At 66.0% G+C, this 19,992-nt stretch carries 24 protein-coding genes; 17 read left to right on the top strand and 7 right to left on the bottom strand.

The annotated features are described in order from the left end of the window. Positions 1–294: 294 nt before the first annotated feature. The 12 genes from rpsJ (at position 295) to AC0IX4_RS05605 (ending at position 6,386) form a co-directional block, all read left to right on the top strand. Positions 295–600 (top strand): 30S ribosomal protein S10, encoded by a 306-nt coding sequence (gene rpsJ, locus AC0IX4_RS05660; RefSeq protein WP_003938093.1) that lies wholly within the window; start codon positions 295–297, stop codon positions 598–600. 14 nt (positions 601–614) lie between these two features. Next, complete coding sequence (rplC, locus tag AC0IX4_RS05655) at positions 615–1,280, top strand: 50S ribosomal protein L3 (protein WP_042575445.1); 666 nt, start codon at positions 615–617, stop codon at positions 1,278–1,280. Continuing rightward, positions 1,277–1,966 carry a 50S ribosomal protein L4 gene (gene rplD, locus AC0IX4_RS05650; RefSeq protein ID WP_042575431.1) on the top strand — a complete coding sequence of 230 codons (690 nt, stop codon included), beginning with the start codon at positions 1,277–1,279 and terminating at the stop codon, positions 1,964–1,966. The genes rplC and rplD overlap by 4 nt, the downstream gene beginning before the upstream one ends. After that, a complete protein-coding gene (gene rplW / locus AC0IX4_RS05645) occupies positions 1,963–2,268 on the top strand; it encodes a 50S ribosomal protein L23 (protein WP_027504648.1) in 306 nt (101 codons plus the stop codon). Before rplD ends, rplW begins: the two co-directional genes overlap by 4 nt. Before the next feature lie 47 nt (positions 2,269–2,315). Continuing rightward, positions 2,316–3,152 (top strand): 50S ribosomal protein L2, encoded by an 837-nt coding sequence (gene rplB / locus AC0IX4_RS05640; RefSeq protein ID WP_042575432.1) that lies wholly within the window; start codon positions 2,316–2,318, stop codon positions 3,150–3,152. Positions 3,153–3,169: 17 nt separating this feature from the next. Continuing rightward, the gene (gene rpsS / locus AC0IX4_RS05635) at positions 3,170–3,451 is read left to right on the top strand and encodes a 30S ribosomal protein S19 (protein ID WP_042575433.1); all 282 of its coding nucleotides are present in this window, start codon (positions 3,170–3,172) and stop codon (positions 3,449–3,451) included. Then, positions 3,448–3,852 (top strand): 50S ribosomal protein L22, encoded by a 405-nt coding sequence (gene rplV, locus AC0IX4_RS05630; RefSeq protein WP_027504651.1) that lies wholly within the window; start codon positions 3,448–3,450, stop codon positions 3,850–3,852. Before rpsS ends, rplV begins: the two co-directional genes overlap by 4 nt. Then, positions 3,852–4,655 carry a 30S ribosomal protein S3 gene (gene rpsC / locus AC0IX4_RS05625; protein WP_027504652.1) on the top strand — a complete coding sequence of 268 codons (804 nt, stop codon included), beginning with the start codon at positions 3,852–3,854 and terminating at the stop codon, positions 4,653–4,655. The genes rplV and rpsC overlap by 1 nt, the downstream gene beginning before the upstream one ends. 3 nt (positions 4,656–4,658) lie before the next feature. Continuing rightward, entirely contained in the window at positions 4,659–5,075 is a 417-nt protein-coding gene (gene rplP / locus AC0IX4_RS05620; protein ID WP_027504653.1) for a 50S ribosomal protein L16, read from the top strand. Next, positions 5,075–5,320 (top strand): 50S ribosomal protein L29, encoded by a 246-nt coding sequence (gene rpmC, locus AC0IX4_RS05615; RefSeq protein WP_027504654.1) that lies wholly within the window; start codon positions 5,075–5,077, stop codon positions 5,318–5,320. Before rplP ends, rpmC begins: the two co-directional genes overlap by 1 nt. Continuing rightward, positions 5,317–5,598 (top strand): 30S ribosomal protein S17, encoded by a 282-nt coding sequence (rpsQ, locus tag AC0IX4_RS05610; protein WP_042575434.1) that lies wholly within the window; start codon positions 5,317–5,319, stop codon positions 5,596–5,598. The genes rpmC and rpsQ overlap by 4 nt, the downstream gene beginning before the upstream one ends. A gap of 95 nt (positions 5,599–5,693) precedes the next feature. Then, positions 5,694–6,386, top strand: a complete 693-nt coding sequence (locus tag AC0IX4_RS05605) for a hypothetical protein (RefSeq protein ID WP_042575435.1) — start codon at positions 5,694–5,696, stop codon at positions 6,384–6,386. Positions 6,387–6,392: 6 nt separating this feature from the next. On the opposite strand, the gene AC0IX4_RS05600 is transcribed toward AC0IX4_RS05605, so the two are convergent. The 6 genes from AC0IX4_RS05600 to AC0IX4_RS05575 all read right to left on the bottom strand — a co-directional run bounded on the left by AC0IX4_RS05600 (position 6,393) and on the right by AC0IX4_RS05575 (position 15,280). After that, complete coding sequence (locus AC0IX4_RS05600) at positions 6,393–7,937, bottom strand: alanine/glycine:cation symporter family protein (protein WP_056073683.1); 1,545 nt, start codon at positions 7,935–7,937, stop codon at positions 6,393–6,395. A gap of 76 nt (positions 7,938–8,013) precedes the next feature. Further along, a complete protein-coding gene (locus AC0IX4_RS05595; protein WP_471828366.1) occupies positions 8,014–9,018 on the bottom strand; it encodes an aldo/keto reductase family protein in 1,005 nt (334 codons plus the stop codon). Between the two features lie 10 nt (positions 9,019–9,028). Beyond that, the gene (locus tag AC0IX4_RS05590) at positions 9,029–12,157 is read right to left on the bottom strand and encodes an ATP-binding protein (RefSeq protein ID WP_471828365.1); all 3,129 of its coding nucleotides are present in this window, start codon (positions 12,155–12,157) and stop codon (positions 9,029–9,031) included. A gap of 14 nt (positions 12,158–12,171) precedes the next feature. After that, on the bottom strand, positions 12,172–12,849 hold the full coding sequence (locus AC0IX4_RS05585) for a hypothetical protein (protein WP_471828364.1): 678 nt from the start codon (positions 12,847–12,849) through the stop codon (positions 12,172–12,174). Then, positions 12,846–13,871 (bottom strand): endonuclease domain-containing protein, encoded by a 1,026-nt coding sequence (locus tag AC0IX4_RS05580; RefSeq protein ID WP_471828363.1) that lies wholly within the window; start codon positions 13,869–13,871, stop codon positions 12,846–12,848. Before AC0IX4_RS05580 ends, AC0IX4_RS05585 begins: the two co-directional genes overlap by 4 nt. Before the next feature lie 95 nt (positions 13,872–13,966). Then, entirely contained in the window at positions 13,967–15,280 is a 1,314-nt protein-coding gene (locus tag AC0IX4_RS05575) for an AIM24 family protein (protein ID WP_471828793.1), read from the bottom strand. 189 nt (positions 15,281–15,469) lie between these two features. On the opposite strand from AC0IX4_RS05575, the gene rplN reads away from it, so the two are divergent. The 4 genes from rplN to AC0IX4_RS05555 are packed head-to-tail and all read left to right on the top strand — an operon-like array spanning position 15,470 to position 16,910. Beyond that, complete coding sequence (rplN, locus tag AC0IX4_RS05570; protein WP_027504662.1) at positions 15,470–15,838, top strand: 50S ribosomal protein L14; 369 nt, start codon at positions 15,470–15,472, stop codon at positions 15,836–15,838. A gap of 1 nt (position 15,839) precedes the next feature. Further along, positions 15,840–16,154, top strand: a complete 315-nt coding sequence (rplX, locus tag AC0IX4_RS05565; protein WP_042575440.1) for a 50S ribosomal protein L24 — start codon at positions 15,840–15,842, stop codon at positions 16,152–16,154. Then, entirely contained in the window at positions 16,154–16,720 is a 567-nt protein-coding gene (rplE, locus tag AC0IX4_RS05560) for a 50S ribosomal protein L5 (RefSeq protein ID WP_056073676.1), read from the top strand. The genes rplX and rplE overlap by 1 nt, the downstream gene beginning before the upstream one ends. A gap of 4 nt (positions 16,721–16,724) precedes the next feature. Further along, positions 16,725–16,910: a type Z 30S ribosomal protein S14 gene (locus tag AC0IX4_RS05555; protein ID WP_027504665.1), complete on the top strand. Its 186-nt coding sequence runs from the start codon at positions 16,725–16,727 to the stop codon at positions 16,908–16,910. A gap of 52 nt (positions 16,911–16,962) precedes the next feature. Here AC0IX4_RS05555 and AC0IX4_RS05550 read toward each other — a convergent pair whose 3' ends face one another. Beyond that, the gene (locus tag AC0IX4_RS05550) at positions 16,963–17,400 is read right to left on the bottom strand and encodes a DUF1905 domain-containing protein (RefSeq protein WP_056073674.1); all 438 of its coding nucleotides are present in this window, start codon (positions 17,398–17,400) and stop codon (positions 16,963–16,965) included. A gap of 94 nt (positions 17,401–17,494) precedes the next feature. Here AC0IX4_RS05550 and AC0IX4_RS05545 point away from each other — a divergent pair, with 94 nt between their 5' ends. Further along, on the top strand, positions 17,495–19,009 hold the full coding sequence (locus AC0IX4_RS05545; RefSeq protein ID WP_471828362.1) for an APC family permease: 1,515 nt from the start codon (positions 17,495–17,497) through the stop codon (positions 19,007–19,009). Positions 19,010–19,992: the final 983 nt, after the last annotated feature.

The raw sequence follows: 19,992 nt of genomic DNA, 5'->3' as shown, positions 1-19,992 counted from the left end.
GGTCCGCTGTTTCACCACCCGGTCGAGTTCGGCCGAGCGGGAGAATCATGTGCGGGAATGCGACACGCCCGACCGCGTGGACCGGAGAACCATGACAGATGAACAGCGGCAACGGATTCCTCCTGGCCACGCGTATGCGTGGATGCGAGAGTTCGCCACGTTCGTCCTCATGGATGCGCCTCGCGCCCGGCACCACGCCGGCGTCGGGTCAGCACACTGCCGGGTTCTCGGATCGACATCCGGGAACGAGAGACCTGACCAACGGTTAACCAGGGCAAGGAAGAGGACATAAGCGTGGCGGGACAAAAGATCCGCATCAGGCTCAAGGCCTACGACCACGAGGCGATCGACGCGTCCGCGCGCAAGATCGTCGAGACCGTGACCCGCACCGGGGCACGCGTGGTCGGACCTGTGCCGTTGCCCACCGAGAAGAACGTGTACTGCGTCATCCGTTCGCCGCACAAGTACAAGGACTCTCGCGAGCACTTCGAGATGCGCACGCACAAGCGACTCATCGACATTCTCGACCCGACACCGAAGACGGTCGACGCGCTCATGCGCATCGACCTGCCGGCAAGCGTCGACGTCAACATTCAGTGAGCGCGGAGACAACCATGACTGACAACATCAAGCGTCCGGCCAAGGGAATTCTGGGCACCAAGCTCGGCATGACCCAGGTCTTCGACGAGAACAATCGCGTCGTCCCGGTCACCGTCATCAAGGCGGACCCGAACGTCGTCACCGCGATCCGTACCGAGGAGCGCGACGGCTACAGCGCCGTCCAGGTCGCCTTCGGTGCCATCGATCCCCGCAAGGTGAACAAGCCGGTCTCCGGCCAGTTCACCAAGGCCGGCGTCACTCCCCGTCGCCACCTCGCAGAGCTGCGCGTCGCCGACGCCGCAGGCTACGAGATCGGCCAGGAGCTCACCGCTGCCGAGTTCGAGGACGGCGCATTCGTCGACGTCACCGGAGTCAGCAAGGGCAAGGGCTTCGCGGGAACGATGAAGCGCCACGGCTTCAAGGGCCAGGGCGCGAGCCACGGTGCGCAGGCTGTCCACCGCCGCCCCGGTTCCATCGGTGGCTGCGCGACCCCCGGCCGTGTCTTCAAGGGCATGCGCATGTCGGGTCGTATGGGTAGCGATCGCATCACCACGCAGAACCTCTCGGTCCACAAGGTGGACGCCGAGAACGGTCTGCTGCTGATCAAGGGCGCGATCCCGGGCCGCAAGGGCGGCGTCGTGATCGTCAAGAGCGCAGTGAAGGGTGGTGCGCGAGCATGACCAGTCTCGAAAAGAACTCCACGACCAAGTTGACGCTGGACGTCAAGGAGGCCGGTGGCAAGACCAACGGCACCGTCGATCTCCCCGCCGAGATCTTCGACCGCACCGCGAACATCGCGTTGATGCACCAGGTCGTCGTCGCGCAGCTCGCTGCGGCACGTCAGGGCACGCACTCGACGAAGACTCGTGGAGAGGTCCGCGGCGGCGGCAAGAAGCCGTACCGCCAGAAGGGCACCGGCCGCGCACGTCAGGGCTCGACCCGCGCACCGCAGTTCGTCGGCGGTGGCACGGTCCACGGCCCGCAGCCGCGTGACTACAGCCAGCGCACCCCCAAGAAGATGATCGCCGCAGCACTGCGCGGTGCACTCTCCGACCGGGCGCGCAGCGAGCGCATCCACGTGATCACCGAGCTCGTCGCAGGACAGGTGCCCTCCACCAAGGGTGCCCGCACGTTCCTGTCCGAGCTCACCGATCGCAAGAAGGTTCTGCTGGTCATCGGCCGCGCAGACCTGGCCGCATGGAAGTCCGTCCAGAACCTCGACGGCATCCACCCCATCGCGCCGGACCAGCTCAACACGTACGACGTGCTCGAGGCCGACGACGTGATCTTCAGCGTCGAGGCACTGAACACGTTCGTCGCCGGACCGGCCAAGGCAGCAACGGATTCACAGGAGGAGGACAAGTGAGCACCATTGCCGATCCCCGCGACATCCTGCTGGCCCCGGTCATCTCGGAGAAGTCGTACGGGCTCATCGAGCAGGGGACCTACACGTTCATCGTGCACCCCGATTCGAACAAGACGCAGATCAAGATCGCTGTCGAAAAAGTCTTCGGCGTGACTGTGACCAGCGTGAACACCGCCAACCGGCAGGGCAAGCGCAAGCGGACCCGTTTCGGCTACGGCACGCGTAAGAGCACCAAGCGCGCGCTCGTGACCCTCTCGGCCGACAGCAAGCCCATCGAGATCTTCGGAGGCCCGGTCGCGTAAGCGACCGGAGCTCAGAGGGTCCTCGAGGATCAAGGGACGAGACAAACATGGCAATTCGTAAGTACAAGCCGACCACTCCCGGTCGTCGTGGCGCGAGTGTCTCCGATTTCGCGGAGATCACGCGCTCGACACCGGAGAAGTCGCTCATCCGCCCGCTGCACGGCCGCGGTGGCCGCAACGCACACGGCCGTATCACCACCCGTCACAAGGGTGGCGGTCACAAGCGCGCCTACCGGCTGATCGACTTCCGCCGCAACGACAAGGACGGCGTGCCGGCCAAGGTCGCTCACATCGAGTACGACCCCAACCGCACCGCCAACATCGCACTGCTGCACTTCGCCGACGGTGAGAAGCGCTACATCATCGCGCCGAAGGGCATCGCTCAGGGTTCGCCCATCGAGCAGGGCGCTACCGCGGACATCAAGCCCGGTAACAACCTCCCGCTGCGCAACATCCCGACGGGTACCACCATCCACGCGGTGGAACTGCGTCCCGGTGGTGGAGCCAAGATGGTCCGCTCCGCCGGAGCCGGTGCACAGCTGCTCGGTAAGGAAGGCGCCTACGCCACGCTGCGTATGCCGTCCGGTGAGATCCGTCGAGTCGACGTGCGCTGCCGCGCAACCGTCGGCGAGGTGGGCAACGCCGAGCAGTCGAACATCAACTGGGGCAAGGCCGGCCGTATGCGCTGGAAGGGCAAGCGCCCCACCGTCCGTGGTGTCGTCATGAACCCGGTCGACCACCCGCACGGTGGTGGTGAGGGTAAGACCTCCGGTGGACGCCACCCGGTCAGCCCGTGGGGACAGCCCGAGGGCCGTACCCGCAAGAGCAAGCCCAGCGATCAACTGATCGTCCGCCGCCGCCGCACCGGCAAGAACAAGCGATAAGCAGGAGGGAGTAGCAGATGCCACGCAGTCTGAAGAAAGGCCCGTTCGTCGACGACCACCTCCTGAAAAAGGTGGACGTTCAGAACGAGAAGGGCACGAAGCAGGTCATCAAGACCTGGTCACGCCGTTCGACCATCACCCCCGATTTCATCGGCCACACCTTCGCCGTCCACGACGGACGCAAGCACGTGCCGGTGTTCGTCTCGGACGCCATGGTGGGACACAAGCTCGGAGAATTCGCGCCGACGAGGACCTTCAAGGGTCACATCAAGGACGACCGGAAGGCGAAGCGGCGATGACCAACTTCACCCCCACCGACAACCCGATCGCACGGGCCACGGCCAAGCACGTTCGCGTGACGCCGATGAAGGCACGTCGCGTCGTGGACCTGGTCCGCGGAAAGAGTGTCGAGGATGCCCTGAACATCCTCAAGTTCGCACCGCAGGCCGCCAGCGAGCCCGTCGCCAAGGTCGTTGCCTCGGCAGCGGCCAACGCGGAGAACAACCTGGACCTCGATCCGAGCACGTTGATCGTCTCGGCTGCATTCGTCGACGAGGGCGCAACCCTCAAGCGTTTCCAGCCTCGTGCCCAGGGTCGTGCGTTCCGCATTCGTAAGCGCACATCTCACATCACGGTCATCGTGGAGAGCCTGCCCAAGACCGGCGGCTCGACACGTGGTCGCCGGAAGGGAGCTCAGTAGTGGGCCAGAAGATCAACCCGCACGGCTTCCGCCTCGGCATCACGACCGACTGGAAGTCCCGCTGGTACGCAGACAAGCAGTACGCGGAGTACGTCAAGGAAGACGTGCAGATCCGCAAGCTCCTCGCCACGGGCATGGAGCGCGCCGGCATCGCCAAGGTGGAGATCGAGCGCACCCGTGATCGGGTTCGCGTCGACATCCACACCGCGCGTCCGGGCATCGTCATCGGTCGCCGCGGCGCCGAGGCCGATCGCATCCGTTCCGAGCTCGAGAAGCTGACCGGCAAGCAGGTCCAGCTGAACATCCTCGAGGTCAAGAACGCCGAGTCCGAGGCTCAGCTCGTGGCTCAGGGTGTCGCAGAGCAGCTCAGCAACCGCGTTGCTTTCCGTCGTGCGATGCGCAAGGCCATCCAGTCGGCCATGCGTCAGCCGAACGTCAAGGGCATCCGCGTCCAGTGCTCCGGTCGCCTCGGCGGCGCGGAGATGAGCCGCTCCGAGTTCTACCGCGAAGGTCGCGTTCCGCTGCACACGCTGCGTGCGGACATCGACTACGGCCTCTACGAGGCCAAGACCACCTTCGGTCGCATCGGCGTGAAGGTCTGGATCTACAAGGGCGACATCGTCGGTGGCAAGCGTGAAGCTGTTGCCGCCGCTGCTCCGGCAGGCGATCGTCCCCGTCGCGAGCGTCCGTCTCGTCCGCGTCGCAGCGGTGCCTCGGGCACCACGGCGACCAGCACCGAGGCCGGCCGCGCAGCGACAGCAACCGCTGATGCACCCGCTACGACCGAGCAGAAGGAGGGCTGACGCATGTTGATCCCCCGTCGGGTCAAGCACCGCAAGCAGCACCACCCCAAGCGTTCGGGTGCCGCCAAGGGCGGAACTCAGGTGACCTTCGGTGAATACGGCATCCAGGCTCTCGAGCCCGCCTACATCACCAACCGTCAGATCGAGGCCGCCCGTATCGCCGTCACCCGGCACATCAAGCGCGGTGGCAAGGTCTGGATCAACATCTACCCGGACCGCCCGCTCACGAAGAAGCCTGCCGAGACCCGCATGGGTTCCGGTAAGGGTTCGCCGGAGTGGTGGGTCGCCAACGTCAAGCCCGGCCGCGTGCTCTTCGAGCTCAGCTACCCGGACGAGCAGATCGCTCGTGAAGCATTGACTCGCGCAATCCACAAGCTGCCGATCAAGGCACGCATCATCACGAGGGAGGTTCAGTTCTGATGGCTACCGGTACCCCGGCTGCCGAGCTCCGTGAGCTCGGTGACGAAGAACTGATCACCCGCCTTCGTGAATCGAAGGAGGAGCTGTTCAACCTCCGCTTCCAGATGGCCACCGGTCAGCTGGACAACAACCGTCGACTGCGCGTCGTCCGCCACGAGATCGCGCGCATCTACACCGTGATGCGCGAGCGTGAGCTCGGGCTCGCCGCAGGTCCTTCCGAGGACACGGCAGGTGACGCAGCATGAGCGAGGAAACAGTGACCACTGAAGAAGCACGCAACAGCCGGAAGACGCGTATCGGTTACGTCGTCTCCGACAAGATGCAGAAGACGATCGTCGTCGAGCTGGAGGACCGTGTGAAGCACGCCCTCTACGGCAAGATCATCCGACGCACCACCAAGGTCAAGGCCCATGACGAGAACGGAGTCGCCGGCGTCGGCGACCGCGTTCAGCTCATGGAGACCCGCCCCCTGTCCGCCACGAAGCACTGGCGACTGGTCGAGGTCCTCGAGAAGGCCAAGTAAGACCTGCAGCACTCGAACGGCCCCGCACTCCTCGTGAGTGCGGGGCCGTTCTGCGTCCGGCCTCTTCGCTACGATGGCCGTCACGAGGAGGCCGCATGGATGCAGTTCTGCAGTTCGCCGCAAGCTACTGGTGGCTGTGGTTCGTCTTCGGCGGGTCCATCGCGGGGGCGGCCAAGGCGGTCAGCGCCGCGAACGAGCGACGTGCGGATCGTCGACTCGAGCGGTACCGCATCAAGCAGGAGGCCAAGGTCGCGGCGCTCGAACTGACCAAGGCCTCGACACAGGATGCGGACGCGCAACGTCGGTCCGTCGAGAAGGCGCTCGCCGAGCACGACGACGTGAATACGCGGTGGTTCGCCTACGAGACCGACGTAATCAACCTGCTCGAGTTTCCGATGATGACGAACATGCGCGATCCGATGACGGTGGCCTTCCACCGCACCAAGCTCGACGCGGACTCCTTGCGGCCGGCATCGTCGGACGAGCTGGTCGGCGATCCGGAGGCGCAGCGGCTCTACCGCTCGGCTGTGCACGACTATGCGGTCGCGTTTACCGCCGCTGAGTCCGAGGCCAAGCGTCGTCGCCGCGGAAACTTCAGTGAAGCGGAGCAGAACCGACTCACCCGCGCGCAGTCGTTGCTGCGCATGGCCTTGGACGGCGCTTCGACCCCCGCCGAGCGCCAGGCGGCGTATCGCAAGGCACGCTCCGAGATCGACGGTCTGGTGACGCTGCCGACAACGGCGTACGCACAGATCGAGCAACGCATCGCGGGGGCGTTGGAGGCGTAGGCGCGGTCAGCGCGTGACATCCACGTCGTCGACGACCACGGTCTCGCCTCGGCGATGAGCCATGTAGTCCCGCAACTCCCGCTTCACGACGGGGAGAAGCAGATACAGGCCGATGATGTTGACGAAAGCCAGGGCGAACAAGGCGGCATCCGCGAAATCGAGCACGGACCCCAGTGAGAGAACCGTGCCGATGACGGTGAACGTGCAGAAGATTATGTTGAAACTGTGCTTGGCGACGGCGCTGCGGCCGAAGAGCGACGTCCACGCCTGCGAACCGTAGTAGGCCCACGTGATCGCTGTGGACAGTGCGAAGAGTGCGACCGCCACGGTCAGGATGTACGGGAACCAGGGGAGCACCGTCTCGAAGGCGTCCGAGGTCAGCGTGACGCCGCCGGCGGGGAGCGAGCCGGTCTCCGCGACGATGGCGCGCTGGTCCTGCCAGGACTGCGTGTTGGCGATGACGATGGTCAGCGCGGTGGCCGTGCAGATCACGACCGTGTCGATGAAGGGTTCGAGCATGGCCACGAAACCCTCGGTGACCGGATGACGCGTCTTGACTGCCGAGTGCGCGATGGAAGCCGATCCCAGCCCCGCCTCGTTGGAGAACGCGGCGCGCTGGATGCCGATGATCATCACCCCGAGTACGCCACCCGCTACCCCGGTGGGAGAGAAGGCACCCGTCACGATCGCGTTCATGGCGCTGGGGACCTGCTCGATGTTGACGGCGATCACTACGGCGCACCCGAGAACGTAGACGATGGCCATGGCCGGGACCAGCTTCGCCGTCACCGCGGAGATGGACTTCATTCCGCCGATGATGACCAGACCGATCACCACCGCCACGACCAGTCCGAAGCCGAACTTCGCGCCGTCCGAGGCGAGGAAGCCCTCGTCGCCACCGGTGACACTGCGAACCTGTGCGTAGGTCTGGTTCGCTTGGAACATGTTCCCGCCGGAGATACCGAAGAAGATGATGATGACGGCGTAGACGGTGGCCATGATCTTGCCGACCCTGCTCATCCCGCGCTCGGCGAGCCCCTTAGTCAGGTACTTCATCGGGCCGCCGGAGACGGTGCCGTCCTCGTGGACATCGCGGTACTTCACGCCCAGGGTGCACTCGACGAACTTGGTGGCCATGCCGAGGAATCCGGCGAGGATCATCCACAGCGTGGCGCCGGGGCCACCCAGGGTGACCGCGACCGCCACACCGGCAATGTTGCCCAGTCCGACGGTGCCCGACACAGCAGCTGTCAGCGCGCGGAAGTGGCTCACCTCGCCGGGCGCGGTGGGATCGTCGTGCTTCCCGCGAACCAGCTCGACGGCGTGCTTGGCGCCTCTGACCTGGAGGAACTTGAAGGTGACGGTGAAAATGATCGCGGCGGCCAGGAGCCAGAGCACGACCAGTGGTACCGACGCGCCGCCGATGTCGACGGAGAAGAAGACGACGGTGGTCACCGCGTCGGTGACAGGTTCGAACGTCGAGTTGATGGCGTTCTCGATGGTGGTGAGAGTGCCGCCATCGGCTGCGAGAATCCGGGGTGGAGGAGTCATATCTCATTCGACCCCGGTACCCCGGATCCCGCTCGTCTTCGGACGGATCTGACCGATCCTTTACCTGATCTTGACCTCAGGCCAGTCGCGTCTCGGGGCTCTTCGTCTTGCTCGGGTCCTTCTCGACGATGTCACCGAGTGCCTCGTCGATCTTCGTGAGCACGTCGGCATCCAGCGTCACATCGGCGGCCTTGACGTTGTCGGCGATCTGCTCGGGACGGGAGGCGCCGACCAGTGCCGCGGCGATGTTGTCATTCGCCAGTACCCACGCGATGGCGAGCTGCGACATGGTGATCGACAGGTCGTCGGCGATCGGCTTCAGCTTCTGCACGCGCGTCAGGGTCTCGTCGTTCATGTAGCGCGAGATCATGTCCGCGCCGCCCTTGTCGTCGGTCGCGCGCGAGCCCTCGGGAAGCGGCTGTCCGGGAACGTACTTGCCCGTGAGGACGCCTTGAGCCAGCGGCGACCAGACGACCTGCGAGATGCCGAGTTCCTTGGACGCCGGGACCACGTCGGACTCGATGACGCGCCACAGTGCCGAGTACTGAGGCTGATTGGAGACGATGGAGAATCCGCGCTGCCGGGCGAGTGTCTGCGCTTCGCGCAGCTGGTCCGCGGTCCACTCGGACACGCCGATGTACAACGCCTTGCCCTGCTGGACGACGTCACCGAAGGCGGCGATGGTCTCCTCGAGCGGCGTCTCGTGGTCGTAGCGGTGTGCCTGGTACAGGTCGACGTAGTCGGTGCCGAGGCGTCGGAGCGAGTTCTCGATGCCCTCGAAGATGTGTTTGCGCGAGAGCCCCGTGTCGTTCGGGCCCTTCTCGCCGACCGGGAAGTACACCTTGGTGAAGATCTCGAGACCTTCACGACGTTCGCCCGCCACCGCCTTGCCCAGCACCGTCTCGGCCGCGCCGTTGGCGTACACGTCCGCGGTGTCGAACGTCGTGATGCCGGCGTCGAGAGCTGCCTTCACGCAGGCGGTCGCGACGTCGTTCTCCACCTGCGACCCGTGTGTGAGCCAATTGCCGTAGGTGATTTCCGAGACCTTGAGTCCACTGTTTCCGAGGTATCTGTAAGCCATGCGATCAACGCTACTCGCGGGCCAGCGCGAGGACTTCCTCCTCGGTGGGAGGACTCTTGGGGTGGTAGGTCAGGCACAGGGGAGTGGCGGTGCGCCGGAACTCCGAGCCCTCGACCGCCGCGTAGAACTGGCCCGCGGGCAAGCGGCCGACGTCGGGAACCGACCCGCCCTTCGCGCGGGCCATCTCCTGTGCGGCCTGAATCTGTGCGGGGCTGTTGAGGAGTCCGTAGAACTGTGTCGCCGCATTTCCGGCGATGCGGTTGTGCAGTCCCTTGGGCGCCTGCGTCGCGAACACCAGACCCAGGCCGTACTTGCGGGCCTGCGACGCCAGCGCCAACGTGCTGTGGGTAGCGGGCGTCGCCTTGTCGGACGGTGCGTAGTTCTGGGCCTCGTCCATCACGAACAGGCCGCCCAGAGGCCGATCGCCGGCCGGGTTCTTCTTGATCCAGGCGAACAGCCCCATCTGCAGCTGGTTCACGAAGCTCTGTTTCTGCTCTTCCGTCGTCAATCCCGAGAGGTTGATGACGGACACCCGCGCCTTCTTCCCCTCCGCCGGAGTCAGGAGCACTCCGGGATCGACCGGGGTGCCGGACCCGGCGAACATCGGGTCGTTGGTCATCGCGGCCTTGAGGTTCTCCGCGAGGTCCGCGGCGATGCGCACCGCGTCCCGCATCTCGCTCGCATCCGCAGGCAGATTCTCCAGCAGGTCGATGAAGTCGGACATGTCGCCCGCCGAACGCCGGCCGAAGCCGTCCAGCGCAGCACGCAGCACGGCCTGGCGGTGCTTCGCCTTCTCGGTGGTTCCCGTGGCGAGTGCGGCGGGAGCGAGAGCGGCGAGCCCCGACTCGACGGACGCATCGAACTCGTCCCGGTCACCGATGACGCTCGCGAAGTCGGGAAGTGGTTGGAAGCTCAGCGGACGCCCGGACGACTTCCGGGGTGTCCAGACCACGACGTCCGTATCGCGGAGGTACGCAGCAGCTTTCGCCTCGTCGCCCGGCGGCCACGTGCGTTCGTCCTCGGGCCACGCCGTACCCAGGCGGGCGAGGTCGTTGTTGATGTCGAGCACGATGGACGACACTCCGTGCAGCGCACACTCCTCGACGAGTCGGCGGATCAGCACCGTCTTACCGCTGCCCGATCCGGCGAAGATCGCCGTGTGCTTGCGCAGTGCCTCGAGCGGAATGCGAACCTCGGCGTTGGTGCTGAGTTCGGTGCCCATCTCGATGTGCTCCCGGCGCGGAACGGCGGCGACAGGTGCCTGCGCCGCTTCCGGTTCGATCAGAGCTTGATCGTCGTCGACGACGCTCGCATCGGGCAGGACCGTCCGGAACAGCTCGATCTCGTGAGCAGGCTTGCGGGCCAGCAGCCACGACGTGAGCGCTGGGGAGTTCTCCGAACGCAGCGCCCCGAGAGCGATCAGCGAGCGCCGGTCGTCCTCGCTCAGCGGGACCTCGACGCCGCCGGCGCGGTGCAACGCTGCCACCGTCTGCTCGGTCTTCGCGCCCTTCGGCCACGACGAATTGCGGATGAGGATCAGCCGTCGACGCGGCATGTCGATGTGCAGACCCGCTGCGGTGACGGCACGTTCGATCCGGGCGAGCGCCGCTCGTGCATTCGAGGACGTGACCGCGCGGAAGCACCAGTGCTCCTCGTCGTCGGTGTCGCTGTCGACGGTGTGCCTCAGCCGGGCGTGCAGCGCAGGCCGCCCGCTGGGGGGTGGGTCCTGGGCGAGACTGTCGTCGGACGACTGATGCTCGTGGATCCACGCGTCGAGACCCGCCGAGAGCAGTGCCGGGACGAGGCTGTCCTCGGTGCCGGGCTCGAGAGGTGTCGACACGTCCGCCGCGCTCCGCAGCTCAGCGAAGCGCTCGTCCAGTGCCTCGAGTTCGGATCGTTTGGCGGTCGGCAGTGACGGGGCATCGGATCCTCCTCCGCTCGAAGCGAAGTCGGTCAGCTCGGTCGCGACACCGGTCTCGAGGCAGTGACGGATGTGCTTGTCGACGGCGATGAGCAGCTGTCGTGGAGTGAAGTCGGGCGCCTTGTCGAAGGCGTCGACAGCCACCGGCCAGGTCGGGTGAGGAGTCTCGAATCCCACCTCGCGGAAGCATGCGCCGAGTCGACGTTCGAGCAGCAGTCGACCCACGTCGGACGATGGAATCGGTTTGAGCCGCTGCGTGACTCGGAACCGGTCGCGCATCGGTGCGACACCGCGTGCAGCGATCAGATCCCATGCGCTCGACAGCGCCGACAACACGGATGCGGTGCGAGGCAACGTCTCCCGCAGCGTCATCAGACCGTGGGCGAGTTGCTCGACCACCTTGTCTTCCTGCTCGTCCGCGTAGTCCTTGTCCGCACCGGTGCGAGCCTGGGCGACGAGGGTGTCGATCTGGTCGATGGCGAGAATCGTGGGCCCCGTGATCGCTAGCAGTCGGGAGATGTTCTCCGCGATGCCCTGATGCCCGAGCTCTGCCCGGCGGATACCCCACGAATCGAACTCGTCGGCGTCGACGTCGTCGATCGACTGTAGGTAGGCATCGCCGATGTCCTGCACGGCGGCATCGGGCGCGATGGACAGAACGAGGGCGCGGAGGGTGTGCTGCGACGTCCGACGGTGCCGAGGGTGCGCCTTGTAGACGCCGGTGACGAACTCGTTGAGCACGTCGGGCTCGATCATGCTCTCGCCCATGATCTGACGACGCTGATCGTCGCTCACGCCGGCGATGTCGCAGAGTCGACGCAGCACCAGCCGGAGCTGACTGTCGTCACCGCGACCGGACGGACGGTTGAGATCGTCGAGCATGCCCATCAACGTCGATCGCCAGAAGCCGGCCGCGTCGAGAAGCCGGATGAGGAAGAAGTAGCCGCCCCGCGACTGGACCTCCTCGCGGACCTGGCCCAGGAGGTGTGTCTTGCCGGACCCGGCAGGTCCCTGTACGACGACGCCCAGAGGGCTTGCGTCGTCGGAGTTCTCGGCATCGGTGTAGGCGCTCATGACCTCGGTGAACACACGCTCGTGCATGCCGGGTACGTGCACGTCGGACTGCGAACGCCAGACGTCGTCAGGAGTGGGTGCCCAGCTCAGTCGCACCGATTCGAGCGCGCGGATCTGTTCGGACTTGGTGGTCGTGGTCGCCATGGTGGAGCCGCCCGTCACTGTTCGATCGCCAAGAGATGGTTCTGCTGATTGCCGACGTCGACGGCCGCCGCACGGTCCTCGTCGGTCAAGGTCTTCTGGTTCTCCTCGGGAATGAGGGAGACATCCGACGCGCGGCGCAGGCGCGCCAACGCGTCGTCCAGGTCGGCGCGAGGAATGTCGGCGAGCGCCGGCCGCAGCCGCGACAGCCGCACCCACGCACCCGGCTCGCGGGCGAGTTCGGTGTACGTCTCGCGGATGCGCGTCTCGACGTCGAGCGACGCGCGAACGCTCGGCGTCACAACGGCGTTCGGCGGAGTAGGCGGGGCGGCGATGGTCGCCGGAGTGTCGCGGGGAAAGAAGACTTCGGCGGGCCGCACGTCGTCGCGCTGGAACCACCGACCGAGCCCTGCCATGACGGTGAACAGCGCCTTGCTCGGCCCGGCGGCGCCCTTCGGCGGCGGCGTCCCCATCAGATCGGAGCAGTGCTTCCATCCCTTGTCGGTGAGTTCCAGGGTCATCGAGCGACCGTCCTTGCCGACCTCGATCAGACCCTGCGACGACAATCGGTCCCGCTGAGCCTTCTTCAGTTCGGGACCGAGCACCGCCAGATCCGGATTCCGCACCGCCCGCGCCTCGGCCATCAACACCATCAGCACGGATACCTCGGTGCCGGTCAACTCGTTCGCGCTCACGTTGCAGTCCCCTTCGTACGTCGTCGGTGCAGAGTCTGTTCGATCATGGCCACGACACGTCCGTGGTCGGTCAGCATGTCCTCGTTGCAGAACCGCAACACGATGTATCCGTGCGTCTGCAGCAGGTTGTCGCGGGAGCGGTCGTCGGAGAACATCGCTCGGGCGCGGTGCTCGGGTCCGTCGATCTCGACGGCCACCTTCTCCTCGTCCCACAGCACGTCGATGGTGAACGGCCGACTCAACTCCGACAATTTCACGACGCGATTGTGCACCCGCCCGGCAGCCCATTCGCGAGCCGACAGGAGACGGAACAGGAGAGCTTCTGCTGCACTGGCCGCATGGGGGCGACCCTCGACGGGCGGATACCCCAACGGGCGGAACCTGTCGACGATGGTGCTGACATCGGCGGGCGCGGGCGGTGCGTCGACGCGTATCGACGGGAAGCGTTCCACCGCACCGGCGCCGGTGAGCCAGACCCCGATACCGGTGCCGCACAACCACTCCGCAGCCGCCGACACGGCATCGACGTCGGCGTCGACCGGGATGTCGACGATCAGGACCGCGGACCGACGTCCGTTCGCCTGCGCGACGACGCGTCCGGCTCCGGTTGCTCTGGTCTCACGGGAGTACGCGTCGTCACGCGGGGGTCGACCGGAGACGTAGGCGTCGGCCAGGTGGGCGAGGTAGGGGCCGAAGTGGTCGGTGGTCGCCGCGACCTCGAGCGCCCTGGCACGGGCGCTGCCGCGAGCCAACGACGAGTGGTCGTCCGCGTCCACCGCACCGGGCAGCCACTGCGGGACGAGATCCAGCGCGGCACGTTCGAGCGCGTCGACGACGGCGTCCACGATCTGCGACGCGGTACCGCCCGACAAGCCGAAGAAGAGCACTGCCGGCGCGCTGTCCGGTAGGGGATCCACCGATTCGGCCAGGTCGCGGAACCGCGGTCCGTGCAATCGGACGACACGGTCGAGGGGAGCGTGCTGCCACCACGACGTGGTGGTCGACGAGTCGGCATACGTCATTCAGGCCTCACCCCCTCCGCACCGGAGATAGCGGTCGCACCGACGGTTACCATCCCCGAAACCGTACCCGGGGACGGGATCGAGTGTCGCGCGGGTCACCGTCCGAGCAGGCCACCGAGCGCGCCGCCGACTCCGGCCTGCTGTCCGCCACCGGTGCCGCCGACGAAGCCGCCCGGGGGCTGCTCGGACGGCTGCACCACGACGAATCCCTGCCCGGAGAACTGCAGCGTGAAGCGCTCGCCGGTGCTCCGGCCGATCAGCGTTCCGAAGTTCAGCTGGTCGTTGCTCTTGACCGACGTCTGCAGACTCGACGACCACGCCACCGCCGCCTGAGGGTCCGCGAACGTCGGCTGATCGACGTTCAGGACGACGGGGTGACCGTCGGTCGTGATGGCGATGCGGCCCTGACCGGTGAAGATGCAGTTGAACAGCCCCGCGTTGCTGCTCGCGGCCGCTCCCTGGACGCGACCGATGCGGTACGTCAGAGTCGAGTCGAAGGCCAGCACGTTGGCGCCGTTGATGGTCAGGCCGTCACTGCCGTCGAGGTCGATGATGTGCACGTCCTGCGCCGCGTTCGCGAGGAACAGGTCACCGCGCCCCGACACCTTCATCAGCGGCACGCCCTCGCCCGTCATGGTGCGGCGGATCATGTTGCCGATACCGCCGGATCCCTGCGCCTCGAATTTCAGGTCGCCCTGGTAGGCGACCATGGAACCCGAGCGGGCCATGATCTCGCCGTTCATCGCGACGCGGGCCAACTTGCTGCCCTGCTTCTGGATGCCGGCGCCCTGGACCTCGGCATTGCTGGGGGCGAACAGTTCACTTCTCACGGCCAGTGCTCCCTGGATCGGTACGGGTGATGGTGCCCGGGTGGGTGCTGCAGGTGTCTGTCGCGGTGCTGCGACCGGCGGTGGCGTCTGCGCGGGTGCGGGTTCGTCGTCGACGCTGATCCCGAAATTCGTCGCGATGCCGGCAAGTCCGTCGTCGAACCCCTGCCCGACGGCGCGCACCTTCCAGCCGTCTCCGCGTCGGTAGATCTCGACGCACACGACGGCGGTCTCACTGGTGAGGCCGGTCATGTCGAAGACGAGGTCGCTGCCGACGCTGATGCGTAGAGGCAGACCGGCGAACGTGGTGGGACCGGATCCGTCGAGGCTCGCGGTGACCGCCACCGTCTCGATGTCGCCAGGGACCGCCCGCGTGTCGACGCGGATACCGCCGGCGCCGTACGTGACACCCGGCCCGACAGGGTTGTTGAAGAAGACGAGGTCCGAATCCGACCGCACCTTTCCCGACCCGGTGAGCAGCAGCGCGGACACGTCCACGGCAGCCCCGGCGACCGTGATGTCGAGACCTTCCGACGGTGCGGGGCGGTTCTCGCCCCTCGCTAGGCTGTACACGAGGGACAGTCTGCCACCGGAGCCCGACACGGGTGGTCGACAGCGGACCGGCAGGGAACGCGATTTGGTTCCCACCCGCGTGTTCCCTACACTAGAGCGGTTGCCCGTGGTAGACGCATGCGTCCGCCCGGTCGACGAGACCGCGCGTGTCGGGTCGGTATCCGGCACGTACGTACATCCAGGTCATCAAGGAGACCCATGATTCAGCAGGAGTCGCGGCTTCGCGTCGCCGACAACACGGGTGCCAAGGAAATCTTGTGCATTCGCGTTCTCGGTGGTTCGTCACGCCGTTACGCCGGGATCGGCGACGTCATCGTCGCCACCGTCAAGGACGCGATCCCCGGTGGAAACATCAAGAAGGGCGAGGTCGTCAAGGCCGTCATCGTCCGCACCACGAAGGAGCGTCGCCGCGCCGACGGTTCGTACATCAAGTTCGACGAGAACGCTGCCGTTCTCATCAAGCCTGACAACGACCCCCGCGGTACCCGCATCTTCGGCCCGGTCGGCCGCGAGCTGCGCGAGAAGAAGTTCATGCGCATCGTGTCGCTGGCCCCGGAGGTGTTGTGAGATGAAGGTGCACAAGGGCGACACGGTCATCGTCATCTCGGGCAAGGACAAGGGAGCCAAGGGCAAGGTCATCACGGCCTACCCGGAGACCTCCAAGATCCTCGTCGAGGGCGTCAACCGCATCAAGAAGCACACCGCTGTCTCGGCCAACGAGCGCGGCGCATCCTCGGGCGGCATCGTCACGCAGGAAGCCCCCATTCACGTTTCGAACGTCGCGGTCATCGACTCGGACGGCAACCCCACTCGCGTGGGCTACCGCACCGACGACAACGGCAAGCGCGTTCGGATTTCCCGTAAGAACGGGAAGGACATCTGATGACGACCACCGAGAACAAGATCGTTCCGCGCCTGAAGACTCGCTACCGCGAGGAGATCAAGGACGCGCTGAACACCGAGTTCGAGTACGCGAACGTCATGCAGATCCCCGGCGTCGTCAAGGTCGTCGTCAACATGGGTGTCGGCGACGCCGCTCGTGACGCGAAGCTGATCAACGGTGCGGTCGCAGACCTCGCCGCGATCACCGGCCAGAAGCCCGAGATCCGCAAGGCTCGTAAGTCCATCGCGCAGTTCAAGCTCCGCGAGGGAATGCCCATCGGCGCGCGCGTCACGCTGCGCGGCGACCGTATGTGGGAGTTCCTGGACCGTCTCGTGTCCATCGCGCTTCCCCGCATCAGGGACTTCCGTGGCCTGTCGGGCACGCAGTTCGACGGCAACGGCAACTACACGTTCGGCCTGAACGAGCAGTCGATGTTCCACGAGATCGACGTCGACAAGATCGACCGCCCTCGCGGTATGGACATCACCGTCGTCACGACTGCAACCAACAACGACGAAGGCCGCGCGCTGCTCAAGCACCTCGGCTTCCCGTTCAAGGAGATCTGAGCGTATGGCAAAGAAGGCACTGGTCAACAAGGCCAACAAGAAGCCGAAGTTCGCGGTCCGCGCCTACACGCGCTGCCAGCGGTGCGGTCGCCCGCACTCGGTGTTCCGCAAGTTCGGTCTCTGCCGCATCTGCGTGCGCGAGATGGCGCACCGCGGAGAGCTTCCCGGAGTGCACAAGAGCTCCTGGTGATCTGATCCCCACCCGAAAGGCCCGAGCCGTCACGGCTCGGGCCTTTCGGCGTTCAGGACCGGAGTTCTGCCAGCGCCTTTGCCAGTCGCGCGGCGCGGGTCTCCGGCTTCCTGGCGCCGGTCAGTCCCACCGCTACCTGGTTCTGCTTCGTGTAGGACCATGACTTCCACGTCGCAGCGGCACTCGTGTCCGCAGCGAGGGCGTCCGCGAGATCCGACGGCACGTCGACGGTACGAACGGCGTCGTCGAGGACGATGTCGAGGTCGTACTCCTGGCCGGGTTCGATGCCGGCGTCGCGGCGTCGATCCTGACTCATTCCCAGCCAGTACTCGTCGCCCATGCGCGCGATCGACGAGCGGTAGGTGAAACCCGAGACGGTCACCGCCACCTTCGGGCGCTTTCCGCCTCCCAAGGCCTCCACCGCCTCGTCCGGAATCCGGAATCCGGCGGTATTTCCCCCGGTCGACACCAACTCGGTGCGTAGCTTCATGGTCCCAATCCCTTCTGCGTGTCCGCACCATATGCCGCGCGCGGACACGGCGTCGGGCTTAGGGTTGCGCGACGGGGGAGTGAGCGGAGGAATCATGACTCAGATCGCGGAGACCGAGACGTCGGAATCGCCGGAACTCAAGCGAGTCCTCGGACCCGGACTGCTGCTGTTGTTCATCGTCGGCGACATTCTGGGCGCCGGTGTGTACGCGGTCACCGGCGACATGATCTCGAACGTGGGCGGAATGGCGTGGCTGCCGTTCATCCTCGCGTTCGTCGTCGCGACGTTGACCGCGTTCTCCTACCTCGAGCTCGTGTGCAAATATCCGCAGGCGGCCGGCGCCGCGCTGTACACGCACAAGGCGTTCGGTGTGCACTTCGCGACGTTCCTGGTGGCTTTCGCCGTGATCTGTTCCGGCATCACCAGCGCGTCCACGTCGTCGAACGTCGTCGCGGGCAATCTGCTTGCGGGACTGCATGAGACGTTCTCCACCGAGGACGGCGTCGGATGGTTCGACGTGCCCACCGGTGACACGGCCCAGCTGGTGGTCGCCCTCGGATTCATGGTGCTGCTGGCGGCGATCAACCTGCGCGGCGTCGGCGAATCGGTGAAGTTCAATGTCGTCCTGACGATCATCGAGATGGCAGCGCTCGCCATTGTCATCGCCATCGGATTCGTTGCCGTGGGAAGTGGTAGCGCCGAAGGTGACATCGCCAATCTGGTGGTGTTCGACGACGCCAACGAGAAGGGCTGGTTCCTGGCCGTCACCGTCGCGACGACGATCGCGTTCTTCGCGATGGTCGGCTTCGAGGATTCCGTCAACATGGTCGAGGAGACCAAGGAACCGGAGAAGATCTTCCCGAAGATGATGCTCTCCGGTCTCGGAATCGCTTGCCTCATCTACGTTCTGGTAGTCGTCGCCGTGATCGCGGTGCTACCGCTCGACTACGACTCCGGCAGCGAAGGCATCCTGCTCCACGTCGTGCGACTCGGTGCGCCGGGACTCCCGATCGACGAGATCTTCCCGTACCTGACGGTGTTCGCCGTCGCCAACACCGCCCTGATCAACATGCTGATGGCGAGCCGGCTGATCTACGGACTGGGCCGGCAGCGGATCCTGCCGAAGTCGCTCAGTGCCGTGCTGCCGACGCGTCGCTCGCCGTGGGCCGCCATCGTCTTCTCGACGGTCATGGCACTGGTCCTGATCGTCGTGGTGAACCAGCTGCAGGGAAACTCGGTCGTCAGCGCACTGTCCGGAACGACCGGACTGCTGCTGCTGTGCGTGTTCGCAGTGGTCAACGTCGCCAACCTGGTTCTCAAGCGCAAGAAGGAGACGACGGGCTTCAGCGCGCCGCTCTGGGTCCCGGTCACCGGAGGCACCCTGTGCCTGTTCCTCGTCGGACCATGGGCCCGTACCGATGCGCAGATGATCCAGTACCGCATCGCCGGCGCGATGCTGCTGCTCGGTGTGGCGCTGTGGGTGGTGACGTTCTTCGTCAACCGCGCTACCCAGGGCAAGTCGCGCTTCATCGACGTCGAAGCTTTGGACCGCGACGAGAAGGCGAATCTCGGTGACCGGGTGCGTGACAGGGGAGACGGCAAGGACTGAGCTCGTGGAAAGGTGCAAATCCCTAGCGTGAAGCGCACACCCCTTATGGCCGACTGCAGCGGGTGCACGCTCGCCAGAAGGGGTGCGCACACCCCGTGCGGCTCGGGAATTCGTTGCGCCACCGGCGACCCTCATGCGGCTCTGAATTAACGCCGCGCCGAATGAAGCGCGCACCCTCTTCGTGAAACGCGCACCCCTTACAGCCGGCTGCAGAGGGTGTGCGCTCACCTGAAGAGGTGTGCGCACTCCGTTCAGCTCCGGAGCGCACAGCAGTCCGGCGTCGCGCCCCCGAACGCATACTGTCTCGTCGGGCGCACACCCCGTGCAGCTCGGGAATGTGTTGCACCACCGGGCGACCCGTGCGGTTGTGGAATGCGCCGCGCCGGCGAAGCGCACACCCTCTCCGTGGAGGGCAAACCCTGTACCGCCGGCCGCAGAGGGTGCACGCTCACCTGAAGGGGTGTGCGCACCCTGTGCAGCCCACGAACACAGCGCAGACCAGCGCCGCGCGTGCGTAGTGCACACCCTTCCGGTGAAGCGCACACCCCCTACTGCCGACTGCAGAGGGTGCACAGTCACCAAAAAGTGTGCGCACACCCTGTGCAGCTCCGGAACTCACCGCGGTCCGGCGTCACGCCTCCAAGCGCACGCTCTCTTCGTGGAGCGCTCACCCGTGCGGCTCGGGAAAGCGTTGCCCCACCGGCGACCCCCGGTGCGGATCTGGAATGCGCCGCGCCAGCGAAGCGCACACCCCCTCCGTGAAGCGCACACCCTCTACCGCCCGCTGCGGAGGGTGTGCGCTCACCAGAAGTGGTGTGCACACCCCGTGCAGCTCGGCAATGCGCTGCAGTCTGGCGTCACATCACCAAGCGCGCACCCCCTCCGTGGAGCGCACACCCGGTGCAGCTCACGAATGCCGCGCGGACCAGCGCCGCGCCTGCGAAGCGCACACCCTTTCCGGGAGGCGCACACCTCTTGCTGCC

It is taken from the genome of Rhodococcus sp. AC861 (assembly GCF_979256035.1).
The sequence above is the reverse complement of the archived record's forward strand: the minus strand, read 5'-3'. Positions and strand labels throughout refer to the sequence as shown.

What these genes read in the sequence shown, in the direction of transcription:
- rplC (WP_042575445.1), top strand. Translation starts at nt 615, where the DNA reads ATGACTGACAACATCAAGCGTCCGGCCAAGGGAATTCTGGGCACCAAG.
- rplD (WP_042575431.1), top strand. Translation starts at nt 1,277, where the DNA reads ATGACCAGTCTCGAAAAGAACTCCACGACCAAGTTGACGCTGGACGTC.
- rplB (WP_042575432.1), top strand. Translation starts at nt 2,316, where the DNA reads ATGGCAATTCGTAAGTACAAGCCGACCACTCCCGGTCGTCGTGGCGCG.
- rpsS (WP_042575433.1), top strand. Translation starts at nt 3,170, where the DNA reads ATGCCACGCAGTCTGAAGAAAGGCCCGTTCGTCGACGACCACCTCCTG.
- rplV (WP_027504651.1), top strand. Translation starts at nt 3,448, where the DNA reads ATGACCAACTTCACCCCCACCGACAACCCGATCGCACGGGCCACGGCC.
- rplP (WP_027504653.1), top strand. Translation starts at nt 4,659, where the DNA reads ATGTTGATCCCCCGTCGGGTCAAGCACCGCAAGCAGCACCACCCCAAG.
- rpmC (WP_027504654.1), top strand. Translation starts at nt 5,075, where the DNA reads ATGGCTACCGGTACCCCGGCTGCCGAGCTCCGTGAGCTCGGTGACGAA.
- rpsQ (WP_042575434.1), top strand. Translation starts at nt 5,317, where the DNA reads ATGAGCGAGGAAACAGTGACCACTGAAGAAGCACGCAACAGCCGGAAG.
- AC0IX4_RS05605 (WP_042575435.1), top strand. Translation starts at nt 5,694, where the DNA reads ATGGATGCAGTTCTGCAGTTCGCCGCAAGCTACTGGTGGCTGTGGTTC.
- AC0IX4_RS05600 (WP_056073683.1), bottom strand. Translation starts at nt 7,937, where the DNA reads ATGACTCCTCCACCCCGGATTCTCGCAGCCGATGGCGGCACTCTCACC.
- AC0IX4_RS05595 (WP_471828366.1), bottom strand. Translation starts at nt 9,018, where the DNA reads ATGGCTTACAGATACCTCGGAAACAGTGGACTCAAGGTCTCGGAAATC.
- AC0IX4_RS05590 (WP_471828365.1), bottom strand. Translation starts at nt 12,157, where the DNA reads ATGGCGACCACGACCACCAAGTCCGAACAGATCCGCGCGCTCGAATCG.
- AC0IX4_RS05580 (WP_471828363.1), bottom strand. Translation starts at nt 13,871, where the DNA reads ATGACGTATGCCGACTCGTCGACCACCACGTCGTGGTGGCAGCACGCT.
- rplN (WP_027504662.1), top strand. Translation starts at nt 15,470, where the DNA reads ATGATTCAGCAGGAGTCGCGGCTTCGCGTCGCCGACAACACGGGTGCC.
- rplX (WP_042575440.1), top strand. Translation starts at nt 15,840, where the DNA reads ATGAAGGTGCACAAGGGCGACACGGTCATCGTCATCTCGGGCAAGGAC.
- rplE (WP_056073676.1), top strand. Translation starts at nt 16,154, where the DNA reads ATGACGACCACCGAGAACAAGATCGTTCCGCGCCTGAAGACTCGCTAC.
- AC0IX4_RS05555 (WP_027504665.1), top strand. Translation starts at nt 16,725, where the DNA reads ATGGCAAAGAAGGCACTGGTCAACAAGGCCAACAAGAAGCCGAAGTTC.
- AC0IX4_RS05550 (WP_056073674.1), bottom strand. Translation starts at nt 17,400, where the DNA reads ATGAAGCTACGCACCGAGTTGGTGTCGACCGGGGGAAATACCGCCGGA.
- AC0IX4_RS05545 (WP_471828362.1), top strand. Translation starts at nt 17,495, where the DNA reads ATGACTCAGATCGCGGAGACCGAGACGTCGGAATCGCCGGAACTCAAG.